Raw genomic sequence first — 24,028 nt, 5'->3', positions numbered from 1 at the left:
ATGAACGTTGAAATTATAGCAAATGAGTTTGAAACTAGAGCAGCAACACTTTTAAGATATTTTACTGGCTTATGTGAAAGCAGTTATAAATTACCTTTTGCATTTAAGATATATAACGATCCGTTTAATGTTGTGTATCTAGTAAGCAAAGGGAAGATGTACGCTCATGTATTAATAAAAGATTGTGAAGTGAGACAATCGTTTGAATTAGCGTCATATAAGCATACAGAGGGGCTTATAAGAAGTATTGAGGGGCATTATACCGGATATGATATTGAAGATGACAAACACATCTCTATTAGCGATATGATGGCTAAATTCATGTTTGATAATGACTATTTCATGTATGGACTTGAGACGTTTGCAGAAAGTAATAATAGTGACATGTTCGACTATATGAGCAGAGATTTTAATATAGATGAACTTGAGGGTGTTCAATCTAGTAATGCAGATGTGATAGGTAATATGGAAATGTTGTATCAGTTAGCTACTGGAATTAATGGACCAGCACCAGAATTAGTTGAGGGGTTGAAGCTAGTAACTGAGTTTGTGCAAGACGAGAACGCTACACAAGACGATTACAAGGCGTTAGTGAGCAAGTTAAGTGAATTGAAAGCATCTTATTACAGTTTGAATAAGTAGGTTAATAAGGGGTCGCACGTGTTGTGTGGCTCCTATATATAGCTAATAAATGTTAATTGTTGTAGAAATACACTAGGGCATACGAGTTCTTAAAAACGAACATTAGTTCTTTTGACAACATACTATATTTTACTACTTAAATACTTTATTTAGTTGATTTAACAGTAAATTAGTGTATGTTAAGAAAAGGTTGTAATGATATAAATAACGAACGTTAGTTTGTGTTTTTCGTGTAAATTTAGTATAATTAAGGTATAAAGTAATTACAAAAGTGAGGTGAAACATATGCAGAAATTAGTCGAAAAAGAAAAGACGTACAACTTACCCGATGAACACCGCCAAGTACTCAATGTGATAAGAAATACGTCTAAGAAATATATTACTAAAACCAAAATCTTAAATCAATTGGGATATGAATATAATTCGAGTAATGAACGATGGTTAAGAAAGGTGATCAATTCATTAGTTTATGATTATGCCTATCCTATAGGGTGTAGTTATAAACGTAATGAACGTGGTTATTACATTATTACAACGGAACAAGAGAAGCAACAAGCAATGATTAGTATTAAAAAGTTAGCTGATGGCAGTATGAAACGCTATGAAGCTTTGAAACGAATTGAAGTTTAAAGGAGTATATTATATGAAAGCAAATCAGTACGAAGAATTAAGCGAAGTTTTAGATCTAACTGAAAGTCAAAAGCTGAAATTATATGTATATCAAGAGAGACAAAATAAAAACATAAAACAAGACAGTAAAGAATCAAAACAAAATAATGAAGAAGCAAATCGTGAAAAACGTCAAAAAATCTTGGATATAAAAGATGATGTAACTAGACAAAATGCAATTGCGAAAAATAGAGAGTTATTTAAATAGGAGGCATACCATTGAAAACATTAGATCAAATTGAAAAATATAAAACTAACATTGAGGATTACCGAAAAGAGATTAAAAACCTAGACGCAGAAGTTAAAAATGATGGCAAACAACTAGATGATATCAATCAAGAGTATCAAGATTTAGTGATTAATGGCGAAGTAGAAAAAGCTGACAAACTTTATACAAAAATAGAAAAATTAGAATCTGATTATAGAGCTAAAAGTAAACGTTTAATGGTTATGAAACAGTCATTCAAAAAAGTTGTCATAAAAAACTGTGAAAACATGCAAGATGTCGCGGATGAATTAAGTGATGAATACAATGAAACGTATCAAGATGATTTAAAGCGATACGAAACACTCAATCAACAACTTAAAGACGCTAAGGATAAACTTTTAGGTTATAACGACGAGTACAGTGCTAAACAAAGAACCTTAACACAATATATTGATCGATTGAAAAGAGAGAATAACATTCAACCTGTAGAATTTATAGGGAATGTAAATATTATTCAACCATTTAACATTTAATAAACGCATTGCTCACTCAAATGATTGGGTGGGCTTATTTTAACAGAGAGAAGTGAATAAATATGCCTAAATTAACGCCTAAACAAGAGCGTTTTGTGAATGAGTATATAAGAACATTAAATGTTACACAAAGCGCTATAACAGCCGGATATTCGCCTAAGACAGCACACGTTACGGGAAGTCGATTATTAAAGAAAAAACATATTAATGAATATATTCAAGAACAAAAGAAAAAAGTGATAGACGAAAGTATATTAAGTGCTAATGAGTTATTGCATTTATTAACAAATTCAGCTGTCGGTGACGAGACAGAAACAAAGGAAGTTATTGTTAAGCGTGGTGAATATAAAGAAAACCCGCAGAACGGTAAAATTCAGTTAGTGTATAATGAATATGTTGAACTTATAGAAATACCTATAAAACCAAGTGACCGTTTAAGAGCTCGTGATATGCTTGGGAAATATCATAAACTGTTTACTGAGAAAAAAGAGTTCACTGCTGACACTCCGGTAATTATAAATATTGGTGAATGGGACGAAGAAGATGAAGAAGATAAACAGAGAACACTAGATAAAATAAATGATAACTATCCTAATAGAACAATGATTGTTGATGATATACCGTTAGAGGATTAAATAGAGCCTATCTGATAACATTCAGATGGGCATTTTTTTGATTTTAATTGAGGAGTTATTTTGTTATTATTTAAATTAATTAATAAATTATAATTTAAAAGGAGTGAGAATATGTTAAACAACAATGTTAAATACCCTCATGCTAAGCTATTATTTGATGTTGTGGGTATTATTTCAAGTATTAGTATTTTATTATTAATAGCCTTTAATTTATATTTAAAGTTCGAAAGTAATGGAATTGTAGAGATAGGAGTTAAGTGGAACGAAAGTAGTTTGTATATAGGACTTACTTTGTTGTTTCTTATCATTTTTTGCGCTATTATCTCTTATATTCTTAAGTTTATTAAAAAGGGATTGAACTAAAAAATAAAAGGAGAATGGCAATTACCAATACTAATACTTTTAAAATTTTAGATGGGCTTGCTTTTGGTGTTTTAATCGTACTTTTGATTATTTGGATTATTGGATTTTTTAAGAAGTATTCACAAAAATAAATCACTCATTTATACCGATTTTGGAATTGTTAAGGGTTTGGAGGCTCAACGTCAATAAAGCAATTGGAATAAAGCACCTATGATTATTTAAAAATATTAGTTATAATACATTCAAAAATATTTTTGAATGAGGTGTAATTATGATTCAGACTATTGTAACTGCTGCTATTCTTTATATTGCGACAGCATTAGACTTATTAGTGATTTTATTAATGTTCTTTGCTAGAGCAAAGACTAGGAAAGAATATCGAGATATTTATATTGGTCAATATGTAGGATCTGTGGCATTGATTGTCATAAGTTTATTCTTTGCCTTTGTCTTAAATTATGTTCCTGAAAAATGGATATTAGGATTATTAGGGTTAATACCGATTTATTTAGGAATTAAAGTGGCTATTTATGGTGATAGTGACGGAGAAGAGAGAGCTAAAAAAGAATTGAATGAAAAAGGATTGTCTAAATTAGTTGGTACAATTGCAATTGTTACGATAGCAAGTTGTGGTGCTGATAATATCGGTTTATTTGTTCCCTATTTTGTGACATTAAGTGTTACTAATTTATTAATTACTTTGTTTGTCTTTTTAATTTTAATTTTCTTCTTGGTATTTACTGCACAAAAATTAGCTAATATTCCAGGAGTTGGAGAAATTGTTGAGAAATTTGGTCGTTGGATTATGGCTGTTATTTATATAGCTTTAGGTTTATTTATCATTATAGAAAATGACACTATTCAAACAATTTTAGGATTTATATTTTAATTTAGGGTGTGATTTCATATGAGTTATGAAAATGCTTGTGATGTGATCTGTGTACATGAAGATAAAGTTAACAATGCTTTAAGTTTTTTAGAAGATGATAAATCTAAGAAATTACTTAACATTTTAGAAAAGATTTGTGATGAGAAGAAATTGAAAATTATATTATCTTTGATTAAAGAAGATGAGTTGTGTGTTTGTGATATTTCTTTGATATTGAAAATGAGTGTTGCTTCAACTTCACATCATTTAAGACTTTTATATAAAAATGATGTACTTGATTTTTATAAAAAGGGAAAGATGGCATATTATTTTATTAAAGACGATGAAATAAAAGAATTTTTCTCTAAAAATCAGGAGGGTTTTTGAAACGAGTGAAACGAGTTTCTTCTTATCTTGATACTATATAGAAATAATAAAGAAATCAAAAATAAATGTAAGTATGACGTATAAACTTTTTATAAACACAAAAGTAAGCGTTTATCATTTACATTTAGAGTTTTCTTAAAGATAATGAACACATCTACTGAAATTTACTACTCAAAATTGAGTATCCTTTAAATGACTGTATCCGTTGGACGTAGTCTTTTTAACTTGTCAAAACTCTACATTTCATAATTCGATAAGAATATCAACTGTACCTATAAGTCCACATGTAAACAGTTCCTTAAAATAGGTATATGGTTTGATATTAGAATAAAGGGTGCCCCAAATTAGGGGTATCCTTTTCTGGGTAGGTACTTCGGTACTTGCCTATTTTTTATGTTATAATGTAATTATTCACGGTAACCATTCCGTTTATGCAGAGGACTTACTTGCGTAAAGCAGTAAGAAGCTGACTGCATATTTAAACCACTCATACTAGTTACTGGGTGGTTTTTATGTTATTATATAAATGTGAAATGGTCATTCTTGAAATGACTCGGTCGCTACTTGCACAGACCGTCTAAAGTGTCACCACTACATGAACTGAGAATTCATATGACGTTGCTGACGAGCGACAAAGCTCTGTGTTCCTGAATGGGAGTAGGTTTGTGTGGTGGTTTAATTTAGTAACAGCATAGACTGTCTATAGTAAAGTTGCCGAAGAGATTCTAAACGTATTTGTAAGTACGTGGTCTTTACTAGTTAACCGTATCTTTATTGATGCGGTTATTTTTATTCCCCTACAACCAAAACAAAAACACACCACCTATTAATTTAGGAGTGTGGTTGTTTTAAGGGCAAAAAAAGGGCATGATTTTGATGATAAGGGCAAGTGTATGAGTATGTTTGTTGGAAACATACGCCTATAATCATTGATATAAAGGTATTTTGATAGTGAATGAAATGATATAAAACACATCTATATAAAAGAAGAAAACTAATATATAGTTTATTATAAAACCCCGTAAGCATAGGCTTATGGGGTTGTTTTTGTGTTTTGAGAATTATAGAACCATTTATTAAAGGACCTGGGACATCATTATGTTTTAGGCTCTGAACTCTATATTGACAGTAGTTGACTGGAGTGCAAATATGTTGATACCAAGTTGTTTTCAATCTTAGTCAGCCTTGCCAGGGCGGGGACTACGAATTTATAGTGAATGCTGTCCCGCTCTCATTGCAGTAACGTCCTATGTTACACTTATAATTAAGATGACTATAAGCGAGGTAAACGGTTTTGAATATTTATGTAGCTTTGCTATTAGGCTTATTATTTATAGTATTATATTCTGTAACTTGTACTTTTTTCTATAACTTAAATTATAGAAGGATATATAAAGGTAATAATATGAACAAAAGACAGATTTATATTAACCTATTAGTGCATGGGTTTATCGGTCTGGTATATGTAACAGTAGTAATTTATTTTTCTTATTTTAAATAAAAAGATCATTTCAGACGCTTGAACGGAATCATTTATTGTATGTAATTTGAGTTTGCAAGATCGTATAACATAATTGTATATTGATAAAAAGGCTTCATTTTCAGCTTTGGAGATATTTGTTATCATATGTGGTAAATATAAAAAGTATTTATGGAGGCCATACATGCGAAGTAATAATAAACGTTATTGGTTCCATAATACATGCAATAATCATATAATTTACAGAAAAGCGGATGAGAATTTCAGAAATAGCAATAAGAATAATTAGACAGGAGTGTAACTATGGCAAAGTATTTTACTTCTATGAAAGTGATTTTGTACCTTTTAATCTTAATTATATTACAGCCAATCGTTTTTAATGTTTTAAATTTAGACGAATCTAAACTTCTAGGCATTATCGGTCATGTGATTATTATATTGATAGGTATTGCATTAATTTATTTACACGCTAAGTATAATAAAGATAGAAGTAATAATTAATTTTAAATCAACACAGCAAACGTGCAAGGTTATTTTGAATACACTAATAATAAATTAAAAGAAATACATGTAAATAATATTAGTGAAAAATACTGATATATATACAACGGGTATCACTAATTATATTTAAATACTTACATATAGTCATGAGTCAAAATAATATAAAAAGGACTGGGACATCATTATGTGTTAGGATTTGAACTAAATATTGGCAGTCGTTGAGTGGATTGAAAATGCACTTATACTAAGCTTTTTCAATCCTAGTCAACCATGCCGTGGCGGGACTACGAATTTATAATAAATGCTGTCCCGCCCCATTGCATCCATTAGGCCAATGATAATATTAGTACGTTTTACGATCTTGATACAGTATGCCCACGCCATAGCCACCTGTTCCAACTTGGTAATCAAATTTAATAATTTCGATATAAGGATTTTCTTCTAAAAATTGATTTACTTTCTTATTTAAACCATTTTCAGTCATTGTACTAAAGTTAATGAATTTCATCTTAATTATGCCTCCATATACGTATATTTTAATCATTGATTTTTACATAATTATAACATGTATTAGAATATAAAATTTAATATAATATGTTAGCTCGAGTCATTTGTTAATAAGGTGTAAAGATGTTGTAAATTACGAGTCTGTGATAAAATTAAAGTATGTTCAGATAGGCGCGAACATAGTGAATATTATGCCTAATGTTATATGTGTTCTTACACATACAGCGCACCCGTCTTCCAACCCAGGGCGGGTGTGCGTTGTATAAAAATAACGCCTGAGACATAATGATAAGCTCCCTTCAACGTAGACATTGAAAAAATGAAAACTTTGAAGGGAGCTTTTTGATATTTCGTAATCATATATTGGCAGTCGTTGAGTGGATTGCAAATACGCTTATACTAAGCTATTTAAAATCCTAGTCAATCTTGCCGGGGCCGGGACTATGAATTCACAATGAATGCTGTCCTGCGCCCAATATAAACTTAGAGACGAATATCTACGTCTTCTAATTGTTGTTGATATTCTTGATATTTACTTTCCACAAATAATTCATATGGTGCATCAAAGAAATCGGCTAAATTCATAGCGTCTTTAAATTCTGGTTCATGTTGATGATTTTCCCACTCCCATAATTGATGTGGCTCATAATGTGTACCATATTTTTTATTTAATAAATCTGTTAATTCATTAATTTCTAAGTTACGTTTTGTTCTTAAGTTAAATAAAGCATGTGAGCTCATAACATAACCTCCAATAAGTAATAGTCCTTTATATATTCTTGATATTTATATATATTATGCCTATTCTCAAAAATAATCAACTTATTAATTTTGGAACTTCAAAATAGCATTGTTATATAATAAACGAATTTAACAACGCGTTTTTTGTGCATCATTCATTTATAATTGCTATTATTTCGTAACTTTTGTTAAAAAGTTTGTAAATACACAATAATTAGAAAAGGACTTGTTGATATTTATGAAAACGTCATGGATCATATGGTGGATTGTGACTGTTTTTTGGATGATTACGTTTGCAGGCATGTCGTTGGCTATTTTGATTCGGAAAGTAGATGGTTCTGGCATGGTACAGTCACCTGAAGCTCGAATGTACGCTTTGATTGTACTTTTAATCGCTTACATTATTCCATTTATAATTCAGATTGTATGGCTGATTATTAATATTATCGTTAAATACAGAAAGCGGTAAAACACGAGGAAAGTTATATAGATTCCATAAAACCAAGTTTTAAAAAAGTTTATATAAAAATGCTATAAATTTTGTTGTGATGTTTATATTGTCGACAGAGTGGTATACATAAGGGACATAATAATTTAATTGATGAAGGAGAGAATAAATTATGGGATTTATATTAATGCTTATAGTCGGCGGATTAATTGGTTGGGCAGCAGGTGCCATTTTAGGTAAAGACATTCCAGGTGGTATACTTGGTAATATTATTGCTGGTATTGTAGGTTCTGCTGTAGGTAGTTGGTTACTAGGACATTGGGGACCATCTATTGCTGGTATTTACATTTTCCCAGCATTATTAGGTTCAATCATTTTAATTTTCTTAATTTCTTTAGCTTTAAAAGCATTAAGAAAATAGACATCGTATCATTTGAGCGACTGTATCAAGTATCGTAAAGACGGTACTGGTATAGTTCGCTTTTTTATTTTAATGAGGTTGTTCATATGGGATTTACCTTAAAATACATAAAAAAAGAGGATGACGTCGGGTTAAGGCGTCATCCAGGAGTATTATGTTCATGAATATAAAAGACTATGTAGTTATCTCTAACTACAGTTACATTTTAGCATGATTACATGTTACTAGCAATAAAAATAGTGATAATAATTAGAAATTTTGCACAATGAAATTACTTAATAATGATATTTTTTTAATAATAATTGTATCACATTGATGTATTCAGGTATGATACAATTGTTGTGATTGATTCATCAAAGTAACAGTCTTAAAATCATGTTGGTTTGTATCATAGTTTGCCCAACAAAAGTATTGTGATAAGAGACATTAAAATTATAAATATATTCTGCAGCATGAAAGGTAATAGACTATGAAAATATATTTTGTTAGACACGGAGAATCACAAGCTAATTTAGATAATCATCAAGGTAAGACATACTATTGCGGACAACTTGATGTTGATCTCACACAGACGGGAAGAAATAGTGCACAGGCACTTGAATCTTATTTTAATACTAAAGATATTCAGCATGTCTATGTGTCAGATTTAAAGCGCACAGTACAGACGTATAGCTGTATTTTCCCATATGATATTCCTACGACGCTAACGCCATTGCTTAGAGAACGTTCCCTAGGTGTATTTGAGGGGAAAAATCAACAAGAACTCGAACAGATATCCGAATATAAGAAATATTTTACCCAATCATCATATATGAATTTTAGAAATAGCTATACTCAACGTGTACCTCAAGGAGAAAACTATCAAGACGTTATTGATCGTTTTGAAGCGTTTTTTAATCATACCGTCAATTCGACGTATGATACTATTGTAGTTGTGGCGCATCAAATACTTATTCGCTGTGCCTTAGTGTATTTAGGTGTATTAAAACGTGAAGACGCCAAGCAAATACATATTGAAAACTGTAAACCCATTGTGGTAGAAATATAAAATAAGGAGCGGGACAGCAATCATGATGAATGAGTAGTCCCGCCCAGACAAGGTTGACTAGGGTTGAAAAAGCTTGGTATCATCGTATTTTCAATCCAGTCAACTACTGCCAATATTTAGTTCATAGCCTAGAACATAATAATGTCTCAGGCACTTTCTGCCAAAAATAAAGAATTTTAATGCTAGAAAATGATATATTAACCGAGCGTATTTTTGTCACGTATTTAATATAAATTAAGCAGTAGTATAACGATGGCGATAATGATATCAGTAACAACAATACCCATATTCTTTTTATAAATATTAGGAATGACGTTAATCAATAAGCCGATAATTAATAGTATAGGAATAATCAATTTAGGCAAATCAATAAAAAAGCTAATAATTAGGATAATTAAGGCTAATAACATACATATTGTTGATATATAATTTAAAATTTTGCAAAACAAAGGTTCATTATAATAATCTTTGTCCATATAGTGATACCCTCTATAGTGTTATTATTTCACTATAAAGGGTATCATAATTTGTTTGTGCTACCAACTTTAATCAATATTCTTAACATATTATTTAAATTATGAACTCAACATCATTTCATGTGTCATCTAAAAAGTCGCTTAGCGGTATGAGCATCGCATGCAATTAGAGTAAACTGAGACATCAATAAACTTATGCCTTAGTTTTATTTATCAAAGACATCAGTCTTAATATGTTTATCGTTTAAGAAAGATTTGATTTTGTTTTGAACTTTACCATTTACATCACCAGCATAATGTGTTGGAACATCTACTACATTAATTGAGTTTTGTGGTTGATAGTTTAATTCTTCAATAGATTTATCAACATCAGAAATGGTGCTATTTAAAGCATGAAAATACTTAATGATACGTTCGGTATTTGCTTCGTATCCCTTTGGCAGGGTATTATTTTTTACAAAGTTTTTGAAGTGCATATCGTTTTTAACTGCATTATTAGATAATTGACTTAACTCTTTAGCCTGCTTGTCAGTTACTTTATTTTGACTATCAGATTGCTTATCTAATTTACTTTGCATTAAATATTTATTGTCAAGGATAATTGAATTAACATCTAAATATTTTTGGATCGCTTGATTCATCTCTTTTTCACTGAGTTTTTCATTTTGTTTATTAGAAGAAAAGATGTCTTTTTCAGTTATTTTTTTAACATTTTTGGGTGCATGGATACCATTTGCGTGGTGGTCATTATCATCTATATCACCATTTGAGCAAGCGCTTAAGACGAGCACAATAGTGAATAATAAAGCATAAATTATTCTTTTTTTCATCGTATTTTGTATACTCCTTTATAACTATCGCATGAATGTTTGTTTGCATACATAATAATAGATTATCACGTATATCACAATAAATGAACGTTTACGATATATTAAATTTTATAATATGAAGAAAATATGGCGATAATTTGTATGGATATTAAAGTTAGTGTCGTAGAGTGTATACTTATTGGATTCATTAGAAAGTTTTTGCTGATGCAAAATGATGAATAATGAAAGATCTTCAAAAGACTGTGAAATCATTATGTTTTAGGTTATGAACTAAATATTGGTAGTAGTTGACTAGGAATTCATAATGAATTCTGTCCTGTTCCCTTGGCTCACTTCATCATTTTAAAACATAAAAAACGAACCTCATTATCGAGGTTCGTCTTTAAAGATATTGTTGATAGGTGGGCTAATTTAATTAATTTCGGATGAGATAATCAAATGCGTTTAATGCAGCATTAGCACCTGATCCCATAGAGATAATAATTTGTTTATTTTTTTGATCTGTTACATCTCCTGCAGCAAAGATACCAGGAACGTTAGTTTGATTATTGCGGTCAGTCACAATTTCTTTACGTTCATTAAGCTCAACTGCATTTCCTAACCATGCTGTATTAGGAACTAATCCAATTTGAACAAAGATACCATCTAAAGTTAATTCTTTAATTTCATTAGTTGACATATCTTCATATTGGATACCAGTCACATGATCATCACCAAGAACTTCTGTTGTTCTAGCATTTGTTGTAATATCAACATTAGATAATGAACGAAGACGTTCTTGTAACACAGTATCTGCTTTAAGCTCTGGTGCAAATTCAAATAATGTAACGTGTTTTACTATACCAGCTAAATCAATGGCTGCTTCAACACCTGAATTACCACCACCGATAACTGCCACATTTTTATTTTCAAAAAGTGGACCGTCACAGTGCGGGCAGAATGCCACACCTTTATTGATTAGGCGATCTTCTCCAGGAACGTTGAGTTTACGCCAACTTGCGCCCGTTGAAATAATCGCAGTTTTTGTTTCCAATACTGCATTATTTTCGAGTGTAACACGAATAGCTGAATCTGTTTTTTCGATATTTGTGGCACGAATACCTGTCATAGCATCAATGTCATATTGCGCAATATGATCTGCTAAATTAGATGAAAACTCACTACCAGTCGTTTGTTTAACTGTAATAAAGTTTTCAATGCCAGCTGTATCATTAACTTGACCACCAATACGGTCAGCGATAATTCCAGTGCGTAGGCCTTTGCGGGCTGTGTAAATAGCCGCACTACCACTTGCTGGTCCACCACCTATGATAAGTACATCATAAGGGTCTTTATTTTCATATTCAGAAGCATCTTGTGTACTACCTAGTTTAGATAAAATATCTGAAATTGTCATGCGACCATTGCCAAACTCTTCACCGTCTAGGAAAACAGCGGGCACAGCCATGATATTTTCAGATTCATCGCGGAAAATCGCACCATCAATCATCGTATGCGTAATGTTAGGGTTAATTACACTCATTAAGTTTAATGCTTGAACGACATCTGGGCATTTTTGACACGTTAAACTAACATAAGTTTCAAAGTGATAGCTACCATCTAGTGCTTTAATTTGATTAATAATGCTTTCTTTTTCTTTAGGAGCACGACCACTTACTTGTAAGATAGCCAAGACTAGTGAATTGAATTCGTGGCCTAATGGAATACCGGCAAAGGTAATGCCGGTTTCTTCATTAGGACGATTGACTGAAAAACTTGGCGTACGTTTTAAGTCTTTTTCAACGACTGTTATACGCTCTGACATGCCTGAAATCTCATCTAAGAGATCTTTTAATTCTTTGGATTTATCGTCGGAACCAATGCTCGCTACAAATTGAACATCGCCTTCCATTAAGTCAAGAAGTTGAGACAATTGTTGTTTTAAATCTTTGTTAAGCATGCTTTTCGGATGCCCCCTTAAATTTTACCTACTAAATCTAATCCTGGTTGTAGCGTTTCTGAACCTTCTTCCCATTTAGCTGGGCAAACTTCACCTGGATGTTGACGAACATATTGAGCAGCTTTGATTTTGTGTACTAATGTGCTTGCATCACGGCCAATACCGTCAGCATTAATTTCAGCTGCTTGAACAACGCCATCAGGGTCTATAATAAATGTACCACGTTGAGCTAGACCTGATTCTTCATCTAATACGTCAAAGTTACGTGTAATAACTTGTGATGGGTCACCAATCATAACGTATTGGATTTTACTAATCGCATCTGAATGGTCATGCCAAGCTTTGTGTACAAAGTGAGTATCTGTTGAAACTGAGAATACATTCACACCTAAATCTTGTAATTGATCGTATTGATTTTGTAAATCTTCTAATTCAGTAGGACATACGAATGAAAAGTCTGCTGGATAGAAGCAAACAACACTCCATGAACCTTTTAAATCATCTTGAGAAACATCTTTGAATTCGTCTTTCTTTGGATCATAAGCTTCTGCTGTAAACGGTAAGATTTCTTTGTTAATTAATGACATAGGTAAATTCCTCCTAAATTTGATTGTAGATTGTGAATTAGAATCACTTCTTGATTATAATAATTCTAATCTCTTAATCGCTATTATCACATGGCAAGTTTAAATAGTCAACATAAGTAACTCACTAAATTATCAGAAAATAATTAGGATATGAATTAAGCTTAATAAACTTCAATAATTAGAATTAAAGTTCACAAATTATACAAGAACTTAAAAATATATTCATATTACCATTTAACCTCTTTTAACCTTGGTAAAACATGACAAGAAATTCTAGACACAAAAAAGTGGCAACAGCTACATACTTATTATAGTTATTGTAGGTTGCCACTTTGGAATTAAAAGAATGATTAGTTTAGAAAGGTTTGTGAACCTAATTACTTCTGTGTTTAGCATAAGGACTATCATAGATAATAATTAATATTATATGTGAATCTTTGTTTACAATTTTATCAATTAGATATTCATTTTCTCAATTAAATAGTAGTTAAGAATTGCTGTTGAATATCATAAATTAAATCATATCTTAATTTGTAACCGTTATGTCAACAGAACCAACTTCGCCATAGCTTGCTGTATAATTACCTTCTTCTAAAGTTAATGGCGAGATAAAAGTTTCTGATGATATGATTTGATCTTTTTTCAATTGCTTATCTTGAGACTGTAATTTATTGTTTAACCATTTTACGGATTCAATAGGATTGCCTAATACTTCATTTGAAAGGCCAGTTGCGATTTCTTTGCCATCTTTTACTAATGATAACGGAATATTCGCGAATGCATCGTAGTCTAATGGGTCAACAAATTTGCCAACTACAATAAGACCTGTAGCTGTATCGTCTGAAATAAGATCGGCTAAAGTGAAATTAGGGAACCAATCGATATATCGCGCATCAGGTATTTCAATGCCTGCCGCAACTTTAACATTAGATAAAATAGTTAGATTATCTGCGTCTTTAGGTAAGTCTGCCGTCAGTTTAAACAAAATTTCTGGCTCTAACAAAGGACTAAATAATTTAGATAATGAAATTGTGTCGCCCCCTTTGACTACTTTACTTGATAAAATAGTGCCGTAAGCGGGTTCGTTGGTATTGGCAATCGCTTGAGTTGCCGCACTGGTCATACTTACTTTATAACCAGCTACTTTAGAACCTTCATAAGATTGTAGTTGTTTAATTAAATCATCTTGCGTATGATAAGCTTCACTCTCATTTAATGAATAAGATTTACTTATAAACTCAATAGGTTGATGCGTTTTAAAAGCATTAAATAAAGCTGAAGATACGTGTTGATTAGCTTGAGTCATACTATCATCGCTCCTTAATATTCTGAAAATTTCTACTATTATGATAACGATATTTAACTTTGATGGCAAATGTTTTTAATTTATGACTAAATGGGTATGAAGCGAGTAAACATACAATTTAACAAATCATTGTTATAATGAAGCAACGATAAAGGAGTGGATAATGTGTCAGAATATGCATATGAATTGATGAAAGAACATCATTCTGTGAGACAATTTAAAGATAAACCATTAAGTGATGATGTCGTAAGAAAATTGGTTGAAGCAGGTCAAAGTGCTTCAACGTCAAGTTACTTGCAAACATATTCCATTATTGGCGTTGATGATCCTCAAATTAAAACAGATTTAAAAGAAGTATCTGGACAGCCATACGTTGTCGATAATGGATATTTATTTGTGTTTGTGCTTGATTACTATCGTCATCAAATGATTAACGAACGCACAGATAATGATATGACAGGATCATTTGAATCAGCAGAAGGATTATTGGTAGGTACGATTGATGTAGCTTTAGTCGCTGAAAATATGGCAGTCGCTGCCGAGGATATGGGTTATGGCATCGTTTATCTGGGCTCATTGCGCAATGATGTTGGTAGAGTGAGAGACATTTTAGACTTACCTGAGTATACCTTCCCGTTATTTGGTATGGCTATAGGTGAACCAGCCGATGATGAGCAGGGGACACCAAAACCACGATTACCATATGATAGTGTGTTCCATCAAAATAAATATAACGCAGATAAAGACAATATCACACGTGTATTAATAGAATATGACCAGTTAGTTAGTGACTATTATAAGAAGCGCACAAATGGTGCACGAGTAGAAACCTGGTCCGACCAAGTTCAGGCTTTCTTAAGTAATAAACCACGTCTAGATATGTTAGAACAATTAAATAAAGCGGGGTTTATGAAACGATAATCATTGATATATAGAATAAAAGAAGCTGGGACATAATTATGTTTTAAGTTATGTACTCTATATTGGCAGTAGTTGACTGGATTAAAAATACACTTATACCAAGCTTTTTCAATCCTAGTCAACCTTGCCGGGGCGGGACTAAGAATTCATAATGAATTCTGTCCCGCTCCCTTTTGTTTAACTTTAATTTGTTGTTAAATCACCGTAATGCTCAGAGTTGAATTTTTCTTTATCGAGATGGCGTGTTAATTTAGCTGTTCCTGTACCAGCTAGCATTGAATCATTGACATTTAATGCGGTACGTCCCATATCAATGAGTGGCTCAATAGATATTAAGACACCAGCGAGTGCTACAGGTAAGTTTAATGTTGATAATACTAAGATAGAAGCAAATGTTGCGCCGCCACCTACACCAGCAACACCAAATGAGCTAATAATTACTACAGCAACTACGGTTAAAATAAAGCTGAGATCTACTTTGACATCTGCGACAGGTGCTACCATGATAGCAAGCATTGCTGGATAAATGCCGGCACAGCCGTTTTGACCAATTGATAAACCAAAGCTTGCTGAGAAGTTAGCAATACCCTCTGGGACACCAAGACGTTGTGTTTGTGTTTGGATATTGAGCGGCAATGCACCTGCGCTTGAACGTGATGTAAACGCAAAGACCATAACTTCGAATGTTTTTTTCATATATTTAATTGGGTTAAGCCCCAAACCACCTAAAATGATTAGATGAATCATGTACATTGTAATCAGTGCTGCATATGATGCGAGCATAAATTTACCTAATGTCCATATTGCCGCAAAATCACTAGTAGCAATTGTAGATGACATAATGGCTAGAATACCGTATGGTGTAAGTCTTAAAACAAATGTCACAATAGCCATGACCAGTGTATATATCGCATCAATACCACGTTTTAAAAGGCTGCCATTTTGTGGTTGTTTACGAGCCACACGTAAGTATGCAAAACCAACGAACGTAGCAAAAATAACTACGGCAATCGTGGAAGTAGTTCTTTGACCAGTAAAGTCAAGGAATGGATTGCTTGGTAATAGTTCTAAAATTTGTTGTGGCAAGGTATTGGCTGTAAGGTCTTTAGCTTGCTTGCTTATTTCTGTACCACGAGAATGTTCAGCACTACCCAAATCGATACTAGATGCATCTAAACCGAAAAGCATCGCGTAAATGATACCGACAATCGCAGCAATTGCCACTGTACCAATTAAAAAAGCGAAAATATAACTACCTATTTTGGCAAATTTATCGCCTATTTCAATTTTACTAAAGGCTGAGACGATAGAAATAAATATGAGTGGCATTACAATCATTTGTAGTAACGCTACATAGCCATCGCCCACAATACTAAACCAATCTGTAGTTTGCGTTAATATATTTGAGTCTACGCCATAACTAAGGTGCAACACGATGCCATATACAATCCCAATACCTAAAGCAGTAAAAACGCGTTTAGGGAATGACACGTGCTTTTTAGCCATTATCCATAATGCAACAATAAAGGCAACTAAAATAAAGACGTTAATAACTGTAAAAAAATGTTGCATGTATAATCCTCCCAAAGATTTATTGTTTTAATTCTGATATATATTATAAGGATAATACTATTAATAACAGAATTCAATATAAAAGATATAAAAATTATATCTATAAAAGAAGTAAAACTATTCAGACAAAATTATAGTAAATATAAGTAGTATGGATAAAATAGCAAATGCCATCATTCATTTGAGAGGTGAAATATGGGAGGCAGATTGAATCAATCGTGCAATCAAAATAGTTGAGCGATTTAAAATATAAGTGCTTTTTAATGAGAAATGTGAGTTAAAAAGATCAAGAGTGGCAGGGAATAAAATGACCAGAACATATCAACAAGAGGTTATTTCAAAATGAAATATAATGAAACATGATTTAGTTAAGGTGAAATTGACTTAAGAAATGAAATAATGACGACTAAACAAAATGGAGTCTGGGACATAATTATATTTTAGGCTCTGAGTTCTATATTGGCAGTAGTTGACTGGATTGAAAATACGCTGGATACTAAGCTTTTTTCAATCCTAGTCAACCTTGCCGGGGCGGGACTACGAATTCATTATGAATTCTGTCCCGCTCCCTCTTAATTGAGTGTTATGTCTCATGTTTTTCTATTTATTACATAAAAATTTATAAATTGAATAAGCGTGCGAAGAAGCCCTTTTTCTCTTCTTTCGGTGCCGGTTGTTTTACTGAAGATGATTGAGAAGAAGCGGAATTTGCTGTTTGACTTTGTTGTTCAGAAGTTGACTGCGTTGATGTTTCAGATGAATTAGCAATATCTTCATCTAATTGTTTTGATTTGTCTTCAGATGTTGACTCTGATTCTGAATCTGAATGTTTAGTTATTGAGTCATCGGCCTTAATTGATACATTGCTAGTTGTTCCTTGCTCTTCAGCTTTTGTTGATTGATTGTCACTATCAGTTGAAGGTGTCTCAATATGACTTTGTTCCTTACTTTGATTGTCAGCTGTAACTGTTTTTGTATTATTCTGTTTCGCAGTTTGGTTATCCTTTGTAGATTCAAGGTCAGGTTCATTTAGTGATGATGCTTTAGTTGCTGCATCTTCTTGATTACTATTTGGTGCTACTGGTTGAGCTTTAATAATGTCGTTAACTAATTCGTTTCTTGTATATGCTGTTTGAGCTTTTTGTGCATTTGCTAAATCTTCTTGTGATGTTTGAATCGCTTTAATTGATGCTGTATTATCATCAATTTTAGTTGTTAGCTGTGTTTGTAGTGCTTTTAATTCTTGCTGTTGCTGATGGACTTGAGTCATCATTTGGCCAAGCATTTGGCGGTCTTCACGCATCTTTTGAATTTCTGTACGTAACACTTCTACAAGTTGTGGAATATTTTGATTAGTCGGCAACTTGCTATTGTCTTCTTTAACAAGTACTTGCAAGAAATCTTTTTCCTGTTCGAGTTCCTCGAATGCAAGGTCATAACTATTTGTTTGCTTCACTTTGTCTGCAATGTCACGGAATAATTCAATGTCGTCTTCTTTAAAATCTGTGGCTTCACGACCTCGGTACTCAGTTTTACTTAATTGATAACCACGTTCTTCTAAATGCTGAACGATTTTGCGCACTTGTTTTTCACTAAGTTCAACGCGTTGGGCGAATTCTTTTGTTAACATATGTTAAATCCTTTCTTTTTAGTTTTATGTATAGCGACGTTTGTCTACGGTCACTCAAACGTCAGTCTAACCTCATATGATAGTTTAACCCTAAAGCGCATCGTTTTCAAGTATTGTTAGAATGGACGGCGTAAATTCATTTTAACGAGCAAAGGATAAATGATATCTCTTGAAATACCGTTTGCAAACACATATTTTAATATGTAGTTTGATTTTACACTTGCTGGGAATACATCTTTACTTAATTTAATGTAAGGTTTGATGAATAAGTCAACGTCACTAGCAGAATTACCTGGAGTATTATTCGGATGTAAGTAGCGAATGTCTGTCTGTTTTTCAAACTGATGCTCGTATAAAAATTGGCGTCTACTATGTAAAATATCCTTTTGGCCATCGAATTCTTTTGGTGTTGTTTGAGGAACTTCTAGCATAATAAAGTTAACGTTTCTATTATGCACTTTATTAGAAAGTGAGTTAATTTGAGCTTCAATATGTGTGAGGGTTTCATCAAGAATGTTGTCGTGTTCAGGGCCATCTTGAGCTAATAAATAAATCAGAAAGGCAGAATTTGTCGTTGCTTCGTAGTGTGCTGTAGCCATACTAACAACCTGTTGATGCTCATTTAGACCAACTATAAAAGAATAGTCATTTTCAGTTTTGTTATTTTCCAATGAACGCTTAAAGATGTGAGCATCTTCTTGCAGCTTTATACCTAATTTACTGTCATATAACGTTAATGCTTGTTGATAATAAGGATCTTTGACACTGTCAATCAATTTAACGTTCATAAGTTCACCCCATAATCATTTTTCTCATTATAGCATATCAAAATGATGGTATTAAAATAGCGGGGTAAGACAGAACGCCTCTAAAGTCTGAATCTTACTCCCGCTTTATTTGAGTACTCATACATAAGGACTACGCACAGGACACTTATGATTTTGGACCTTTTGATTCATTAGCATAGTGAGTGATATCAATATTTTCATAAGCTGAATTATGTTCATCTACTTCTTTATGAGATGAGTCATCGCGTTCAGCAACAACAAGCATTTTATTATTTAAGATTTCACTTTTATACTTTTCTAATTCTTCATCATTAAGATGGAAACGTGATAATACAGCATGTTCGCCATCCTCACCAGTTAATAATTTAGACATTTGGTCACTAAATGAACCACTTGTAGCAATCAATGTAATTTGTGAGTTGTGCAAATCGTCGAGGTGTAATTTACTTTTACTGATGACCATTAATTCATTTTCTAAATAGCCTTCTGCTTTTTTGTCTTCCAAAACTTTGTACAATTCATAATCGTTATTAACTATAGTAAAGTTCGTCATAAATTTCGCCCTCCAATATTTTCGTTCTGTACTTTTAATAAAAATATACCCTTAAGTCTTTTAATAAAAACGTTACCAAATCAATTATATAACTATTGCAAATCTTATGACAAATAATAGCCGCAAATTTTTGAAGCGCTTACATTAAAAGAAGTTGATATAATGCTGCTGAAGAACATGTCTTATATTGAAAAATGTGTCAAAGTTTGCTATTATCATTAAATAATTTATATCACTCATATAATCTGAAGAATATGGCTTTAGAAGTTTCTACCATGTTGCCACAAACGACATGACTATGAGTTTAGCGATAATACAAAGACGTTTATTCAGCTCAATTTAAATAGGTAAGCAATGAATAGGGAAATCAATGCAATTTCAACTATACACAGTGCACATGTAGTGAAATTTCTAAACCTATTTGCTATTGGTTGGATATAAATATCTAAAGTATTGGTCGTTACCTCATAGATCCTGAAACTGGTTATGGTTTGAGGATTTTTTTGTACACAATTTGAGGAGGTTTTTAGAAAGTGGAATCGCTTAGACAAAAGGTTATTGAAGATGGCGTCGTCATTGACGAAAAGATTTTGAAAGTAGATGGGTTTTTAAATCATCAAATAGATGCCCAATTAATGCATGATGTAGGACAGACATTTTATGAGCAGTTTAAAGATCAAGGTGTAACAAAAATTTTAACTATTGAGGCATCAGGCATTGCACCGGCAATAATGGCAGCGTTACATTTCCAGGTTCCATGTTTATTTGCAAAAAAAGCAAAACCGAGTACGTTGAAAGATGGATTTTTTAGTACTGATATACATTCTTTTACTAAAAATAAAACAAGTACAGTCATTGTGTCACAAGAATTTCTAGATGAAAATGATAAAGTGCTTATTATCGATGATTTCTTAGCCAATGGGGATGCCTCACTTGGATTATATGATATCGCGAATCAAGCTAAAGCAGAGACTGTCGGAATTGGTATCGTCGTTGAAAAAAGTTTCCAAAGTGGAAGACAGCGTTTAGAAGATGCAGGTTTAAAAGTATCGTCGTTATGTAAAGTCGCTTCTTTAAAAGGTAATAAAGTGACTTTACTAGGTGACCATGAATGAAAAATTTCATCTTAAGTTTGCAACATCTCTTAGCTATGTACGCGGGCGCAATTCTTGTACCTATCATTGTTGGGACAAGCTTAAAGTTCACACCTGAAGAAATTGCATATTTAGTAACAGTTGATATCTTTATGTGTGGTATTGCAACCTTCTTACAAGCCAATAAAGTAACAGGTACTGGTTTACCTATCGTATTAGGATGTACATTCACAGCCGTAGCACCTATGATTCTGATTGGCCAAACAAAAGGTTTAGACGTTCTTTATGGTTCGCTCTTTTTATCAGGTATACTAGTGATACTGATCGCACCATTTTTCTCATATTTAGTCAAATTCTTTCCACCAGTTGTGACAGGTAGTGTAGTAACGATTATTGGGATTAATCTTATGCCTGTAGCAATGAATTACCTTGCTGGTGGAGAAGGTGCCAAAAATTATGGAGATCCTAAAAATTTAATTTTAGGTGCCGTTACGCTCGTCGTGATTTTAATTATTCAACGTTTTACAACAGGTTTCTTTAAATCCATTGCGATTTTAATTGGTCTTATTGTTGGTACCGTATTGGCTAGTTTCTTAGGTGTTGTTGATATTCACCAAGTTGGAGCAGCACACTGGTTTGGTATTCCGAGACCAATGCGATTTGCAGGCTTTGGTTTTGATTTTGGTGCAACCCTCGTATTCTTTATAGTGGCGATGGTCAGCTTAATTGAATCTACAGGTGTTTATCATGCATTAAGTGAGATTACAGGCAAACAACTTGAACGTAATGATTTTCGCAAAGGTTACACTGCGGAAGGTCTTGCGATTGTCTTAGGTTCCATTTTTAATGCCTTTCCTTATACGGCTTATTCTCAAAATGTGGGTCTTGTGTCCTTATCTGGTGCGAAAAAGAATAAAGTTATTTACGGTATGGTAGTACTATTATTAATTTGCGGATGCTTACCTAAACTAGGTGCTTTAGCTAATATCATCCCATTGCCAGTTCTAGGTGGCGCAATGATTGCGATGTTTGGAATGGTCATGGCTTATGGTGTGAGTATTTTAGGTCATATTGATTTTAAACATCAAAATAACTTATTAATTATTGCAGTATCAGTTGGTCTAGGTACAGGGATTAGTGCAGTACCACAAGCTTTTAAAGGTTTAGGCGAACAATTTGCATGGCTAACTCAAAATGGGATTGTCTTAGGTGCAATTTCCGCTATCATTTTAAATTTCTTTTTTAATGGAATTAACTATAAACAAAGCGAAGAAAATGTGAAATAATAGAATCAACTATAAAAAAATGGAGGCTGTATTTAAATGTGGGAAAACAAATTTGCTAAAGAATCATTAACATTTGACGATGTATTACTTATTCCAGCTGAATCAGATATTTTACCAAATGAGGTAGATTTGAGCGTAGCATTATCAGATAAATTAAAACTTAATATTCCAGTTATTTCAGCAGGTATGGATACAGTAACTGAATCAAAAATGGCGATTGCAATGGCAAGACAAGGCGGACTAGGCGTGATTCATAAGAATATGGGTGTCGAAGAACAAGCTGACGAAGTTCAAAAAGTTAAGCGCTCAGAAAATGGTGTTATTATGAATCCATTTTTCTTAACGCCTGAAGAAAGTGTTTATGAAGCAGAAGCTTTAATGGGGAAATACCGTATTTCTGGTGTCCCAATTGTGGATAATAAAGAAGTGCGTACGCTTGTTGGTATTATTACAAATCGAGACTTACGTTTCATTGAAGATTTTTCGATTAAAATTTCTGATGTCATGACTAAAGATAATTTAATCACAGCTCCAGTAGGTACAACATTAGATGAAGCAGAAGCTATATTACAAGAACATAAAATTGAAAAGTTACCACTTGTTGAAAATGGACGTCTTGAAGGTTTAATTACGATTAAAGATATTGAAAAAGTGCTTGAATTCCCACATGCAGCTAAAGATGAGCACGGACGTTTGCTTGTAGCAGCTGCTATTGGAATTGCGAAAGATACAGATATTCGTGCTCAAAAATTAGTTGAAGCCGGCGTCGATGCTTTAGTTATTGATACAGCACATGGTCATTCTAAAGGTGTGATTGAACAAGTGAAACATATTAAAAAAACATATCCAGACATTACATTAATTGCTGGTAATGTTGCAACAGCAGAAGCAACTAAAGCATTATATGAAGCGGGTGCAGATGTTGTGAAAGTGGGTATCGGACCGGGTTCAATTTGTACAACACGTGTAGTTGCTGGCGTAGGTGTTCCACAAATCACAGCGATTTACGATTGTGCTACGGAAGCGCGCAAACATGATAAAGCAATTATTGCTGACGGCGGTATTAAATTCTCAGGAGACATTATCAAAGCATTAGCTGCTGGTGGCCATGCAGTAATGTTAGGCAGCTTATTAGCAGGTACAGAAGAAAGCCCAGGTGCTACAGAAGTCTTCCAAGGACGCCAATACAAAGTATATCGTGGTATGGGTTCACTTGGCGCAATGGAAAGAGGGTCTAACGACCGTTACTTCCAAGAAGACAAGACACCTAAGAAATTTGTGCCAGAAGGTATTGAAGGACGTACAGCGTATAAAGGGCCTTTACAAGATACAGTTTATCAACTTATGGGCGGTGTGCGTTCTGGTATGGGTTATACAGGTTCAAGAAACTTAAAACAATTACGTGAAGAAGCGCAATTCACACGTATGGGACCTGCAGGATTAGCTGAAAGCCATCCACATAATGTTCAAATTACTAAAGAATCACCAAACTACTCATTCTAAAATCACATTTAATTCATTTTATTTAACACAAGGAGAGAACGCTTTTTGAGAACTGAAATCATTCAGGGCATCATGGAAAGCGTCTCTCTATG

Annotated in this window: 26 protein-coding genes and 1 riboswitch; of the genes, 15 read left to right on the top strand and 11 right to left on the bottom strand. The window is 32.9% G+C overall.

Features of this window, described 5'->3' with window-relative positions; translation table 11 throughout:
• The 8 genes from AL499_RS06455 to AL499_RS06415 all read left to right on the top strand — a co-directional run bounded on the left by AL499_RS06455 (window position 1) and on the right by AL499_RS06415 (window position 6,286).
• Entirely contained in the window at window positions 1-642 is a 642-nt protein-coding gene (locus tag AL499_RS06455) for a pathogenicity island protein (RefSeq protein WP_002492071.1), read from the top strand.
• Between the two features lie 285 nt (window positions 643-927).
• Window positions 928-1,272, top strand: a complete 345-nt coding sequence (locus tag AL499_RS06450; RefSeq protein WP_002445374.1) for a hypothetical protein — start codon at window positions 928-930, stop codon at window positions 1,270-1,272.
• A 13-nt stretch (window positions 1,273-1,285) separates the two neighbouring features.
• Window positions 1,286-1,519: a hypothetical protein gene (locus tag AL499_RS06445; protein WP_002492317.1), complete on the top strand. Its 234-nt coding sequence runs from the start codon at window positions 1,286-1,288 to the stop codon at window positions 1,517-1,519.
• An 11-nt stretch (window positions 1,520-1,530) separates the two neighbouring features.
• Entirely contained in the window at window positions 1,531-2,052 is a 522-nt protein-coding gene (locus AL499_RS06440) for a coiled-coil domain-containing protein (RefSeq protein WP_002445376.1), read from the top strand.
• Window positions 2,053-2,114: 62 nt separating this feature from the next.
• The gene (locus AL499_RS06435) at window positions 2,115-2,687 is read left to right on the top strand and encodes a terminase small subunit (RefSeq protein WP_002445377.1); all 573 of its coding nucleotides are present in this window, start codon (window positions 2,115-2,117) and stop codon (window positions 2,685-2,687) included.
• A gap of 634 nt (window positions 2,688-3,321) precedes the next feature.
• The gene (locus AL499_RS06425) at window positions 3,322-3,939 is read left to right on the top strand and encodes a CadD family cadmium resistance transporter (protein ID WP_001832940.1); all 618 of its coding nucleotides are present in this window, start codon (window positions 3,322-3,324) and stop codon (window positions 3,937-3,939) included.
• A gap of 18 nt (window positions 3,940-3,957) precedes the next feature.
• On the top strand, window positions 3,958-4,305 hold the full coding sequence (locus tag AL499_RS06420) for an ArsR/SmtB family transcription factor (protein WP_002492180.1): 348 nt from the start codon (window positions 3,958-3,960) through the stop codon (window positions 4,303-4,305).
• A gap of 1,783 nt (window positions 4,306-6,088) precedes the next feature.
• The gene (locus AL499_RS06415; RefSeq protein ID WP_002492167.1) at window positions 6,089-6,286 is read left to right on the top strand and encodes a hypothetical protein; all 198 of its coding nucleotides are present in this window, start codon (window positions 6,089-6,091) and stop codon (window positions 6,284-6,286) included.
• Between the two features lie 343 nt (window positions 6,287-6,629).
• Here the strand turns inward: AL499_RS06415 and AL499_RS12645 are convergent, their stop codons facing one another.
• Both AL499_RS12645 and AL499_RS06410 read right to left on the bottom strand, forming a co-directional pair.
• The gene (locus AL499_RS12645; protein WP_002479244.1) at window positions 6,630-6,794 is read right to left on the bottom strand and encodes a hypothetical protein; all 165 of its coding nucleotides are present in this window, start codon (window positions 6,792-6,794) and stop codon (window positions 6,630-6,632) included.
• A gap of 482 nt (window positions 6,795-7,276) precedes the next feature.
• Window positions 7,277-7,534: a hypothetical protein gene (locus AL499_RS06410; protein ID WP_002461107.1), complete on the bottom strand. Its 258-nt coding sequence runs from the start codon at window positions 7,532-7,534 to the stop codon at window positions 7,277-7,279.
• 238 nt (window positions 7,535-7,772) lie between these two features.
• On the opposite strand from AL499_RS06410, the gene AL499_RS06405 reads away from it, so the two are divergent.
• From AL499_RS06405 to AL499_RS06395, 3 genes are all read left to right on the top strand, one after another.
• Window positions 7,773-8,003, top strand: coding sequence for a DUF3923 family protein (locus AL499_RS06405; RefSeq protein ID WP_002492175.1), 231 nt, complete (start codon window positions 7,773-7,775; stop codon window positions 8,001-8,003).
• Window positions 8,004-8,151: 148 nt separating this feature from the next.
• Entirely contained in the window at window positions 8,152-8,403 is a 252-nt protein-coding gene (locus AL499_RS06400; protein ID WP_172412362.1) for a GlsB/YeaQ/YmgE family stress response membrane protein, read from the top strand.
• Window positions 8,404-8,872: 469 nt separating this feature from the next.
• Window positions 8,873-9,451 carry a histidine phosphatase family protein gene (locus AL499_RS06395; RefSeq protein ID WP_002461110.1) on the top strand — a complete coding sequence of 193 codons (579 nt, stop codon included), beginning with the start codon at window positions 8,873-8,875 and terminating at the stop codon, window positions 9,449-9,451.
• A 224-nt stretch (window positions 9,452-9,675) separates the two neighbouring features.
• On the opposite strand, the gene AL499_RS06390 is transcribed toward AL499_RS06395, so the two are convergent.
• From AL499_RS06390 to AL499_RS06370, 5 genes are all read right to left on the bottom strand, one after another.
• Entirely contained in the window at window positions 9,676-9,861 is a 186-nt protein-coding gene (locus AL499_RS06390; RefSeq protein ID WP_230578665.1) for a hypothetical protein, read from the bottom strand.
• A gap of 272 nt (window positions 9,862-10,133) precedes the next feature.
• A complete protein-coding gene (locus tag AL499_RS06385; RefSeq protein ID WP_002461112.1) occupies window positions 10,134-10,757 on the bottom strand; it encodes an NDxxF motif lipoprotein in 624 nt (207 codons plus the stop codon).
• A 415-nt stretch (window positions 10,758-11,172) separates the two neighbouring features.
• Complete coding sequence (gene ahpF, locus AL499_RS06380) at window positions 11,173-12,696, bottom strand: alkyl hydroperoxide reductase subunit F (protein ID WP_002461113.1); 1,524 nt, start codon at window positions 12,694-12,696, stop codon at window positions 11,173-11,175.
• Window positions 12,697-12,713: 17 nt separating this feature from the next.
• Window positions 12,714-13,283 (bottom strand): alkyl hydroperoxide reductase subunit C, encoded by a 570-nt coding sequence (ahpC, locus tag AL499_RS06375; RefSeq protein WP_002461114.1) that lies wholly within the window; start codon window positions 13,281-13,283, stop codon window positions 12,714-12,716.
• 526 nt (window positions 13,284-13,809) lie between these two features.
• Window positions 13,810-14,589, bottom strand: coding sequence for a 2-keto-4-pentenoate hydratase (locus tag AL499_RS06370; protein ID WP_002492158.1), 780 nt, complete (start codon window positions 14,587-14,589; stop codon window positions 13,810-13,812).
• Between the two features lie 165 nt (window positions 14,590-14,754).
• Between AL499_RS06370 and AL499_RS06365 the strand changes: the two genes are divergently transcribed.
• Entirely contained in the window at window positions 14,755-15,510 is a 756-nt protein-coding gene (locus AL499_RS06365) for an NADPH-dependent oxidoreductase (protein WP_002492181.1), read from the top strand.
• Window positions 15,511-15,693: 183 nt separating this feature from the next.
• On the opposite strand, the gene AL499_RS06360 is transcribed toward AL499_RS06365, so the two are convergent.
• The 4 genes from AL499_RS06360 to AL499_RS06345 all read right to left on the bottom strand — a co-directional run bounded on the left by AL499_RS06360 (window position 15,694) and on the right by AL499_RS06345 (window position 20,053).
• A complete protein-coding gene (locus tag AL499_RS06360; RefSeq protein WP_002492171.1) occupies window positions 15,694-17,082 on the bottom strand; it encodes an L-cystine transporter in 1,389 nt (462 codons plus the stop codon).
• A 619-nt stretch (window positions 17,083-17,701) separates the two neighbouring features.
• The gene (locus tag AL499_RS06355; RefSeq protein WP_002492179.1) at window positions 17,702-18,712 is read right to left on the bottom strand and encodes a hypothetical protein; all 1,011 of its coding nucleotides are present in this window, start codon (window positions 18,710-18,712) and stop codon (window positions 17,702-17,704) included.
• Window positions 18,713-18,828: 116 nt separating this feature from the next.
• Window positions 18,829-19,500, bottom strand: coding sequence for a hypothetical protein (locus tag AL499_RS06350; protein WP_002492160.1), 672 nt, complete (start codon window positions 19,498-19,500; stop codon window positions 18,829-18,831).
• 145 nt (window positions 19,501-19,645) lie between these two features.
• Window positions 19,646-20,053, bottom strand: coding sequence for a general stress protein (locus AL499_RS06345; RefSeq protein WP_002461120.1), 408 nt, complete (start codon window positions 20,051-20,053; stop codon window positions 19,646-19,648).
• A gap of 216 nt (window positions 20,054-20,269) precedes the next feature.
• Window positions 20,270-20,372: riboswitch (purine riboswitch) on the top strand.
• Window positions 20,373-20,586: 214 nt separating this feature from the next.
• On the opposite strand from AL499_RS06345, the gene xpt reads away from it, so the two are divergent.
• The 3 genes from xpt to guaB are packed head-to-tail and all read left to right on the top strand — an operon-like array spanning window position 20,587 to window position 23,936.
• Window positions 20,587-21,168 carry a xanthine phosphoribosyltransferase gene (xpt, locus tag AL499_RS06340; protein WP_002461121.1) on the top strand — a complete coding sequence of 194 codons (582 nt, stop codon included), beginning with the start codon at window positions 20,587-20,589 and terminating at the stop codon, window positions 21,166-21,168.
• Complete coding sequence (gene pbuX, locus AL499_RS06335; protein ID WP_002492170.1) at window positions 21,165-22,433, top strand: xanthine permease PbuX; 1,269 nt, start codon at window positions 21,165-21,167, stop codon at window positions 22,431-22,433. The genes xpt and pbuX overlap by 4 nt, the downstream gene beginning before the upstream one ends.
• Window positions 22,434-22,469: 36 nt before the next feature.
• Window positions 22,470-23,936 (top strand): IMP dehydrogenase, encoded by a 1,467-nt coding sequence (gene guaB, locus AL499_RS06330; protein ID WP_002492164.1) that lies wholly within the window; start codon window positions 22,470-22,472, stop codon window positions 23,934-23,936.
• Window positions 23,937-24,028 lie beyond the last annotated feature (92 nt).

The sequence above is a fragment of the Staphylococcus lugdunensis genome (assembly GCF_001558775.1).
Taxonomy (GTDB): Bacteria; Bacillota; Bacilli; order Staphylococcales; family Staphylococcaceae; genus Staphylococcus; species Staphylococcus lugdunensis.
Note: the sequence above shows the minus strand (reverse complement) of the source record. Positions and strands in the feature narration are given on the sequence as shown.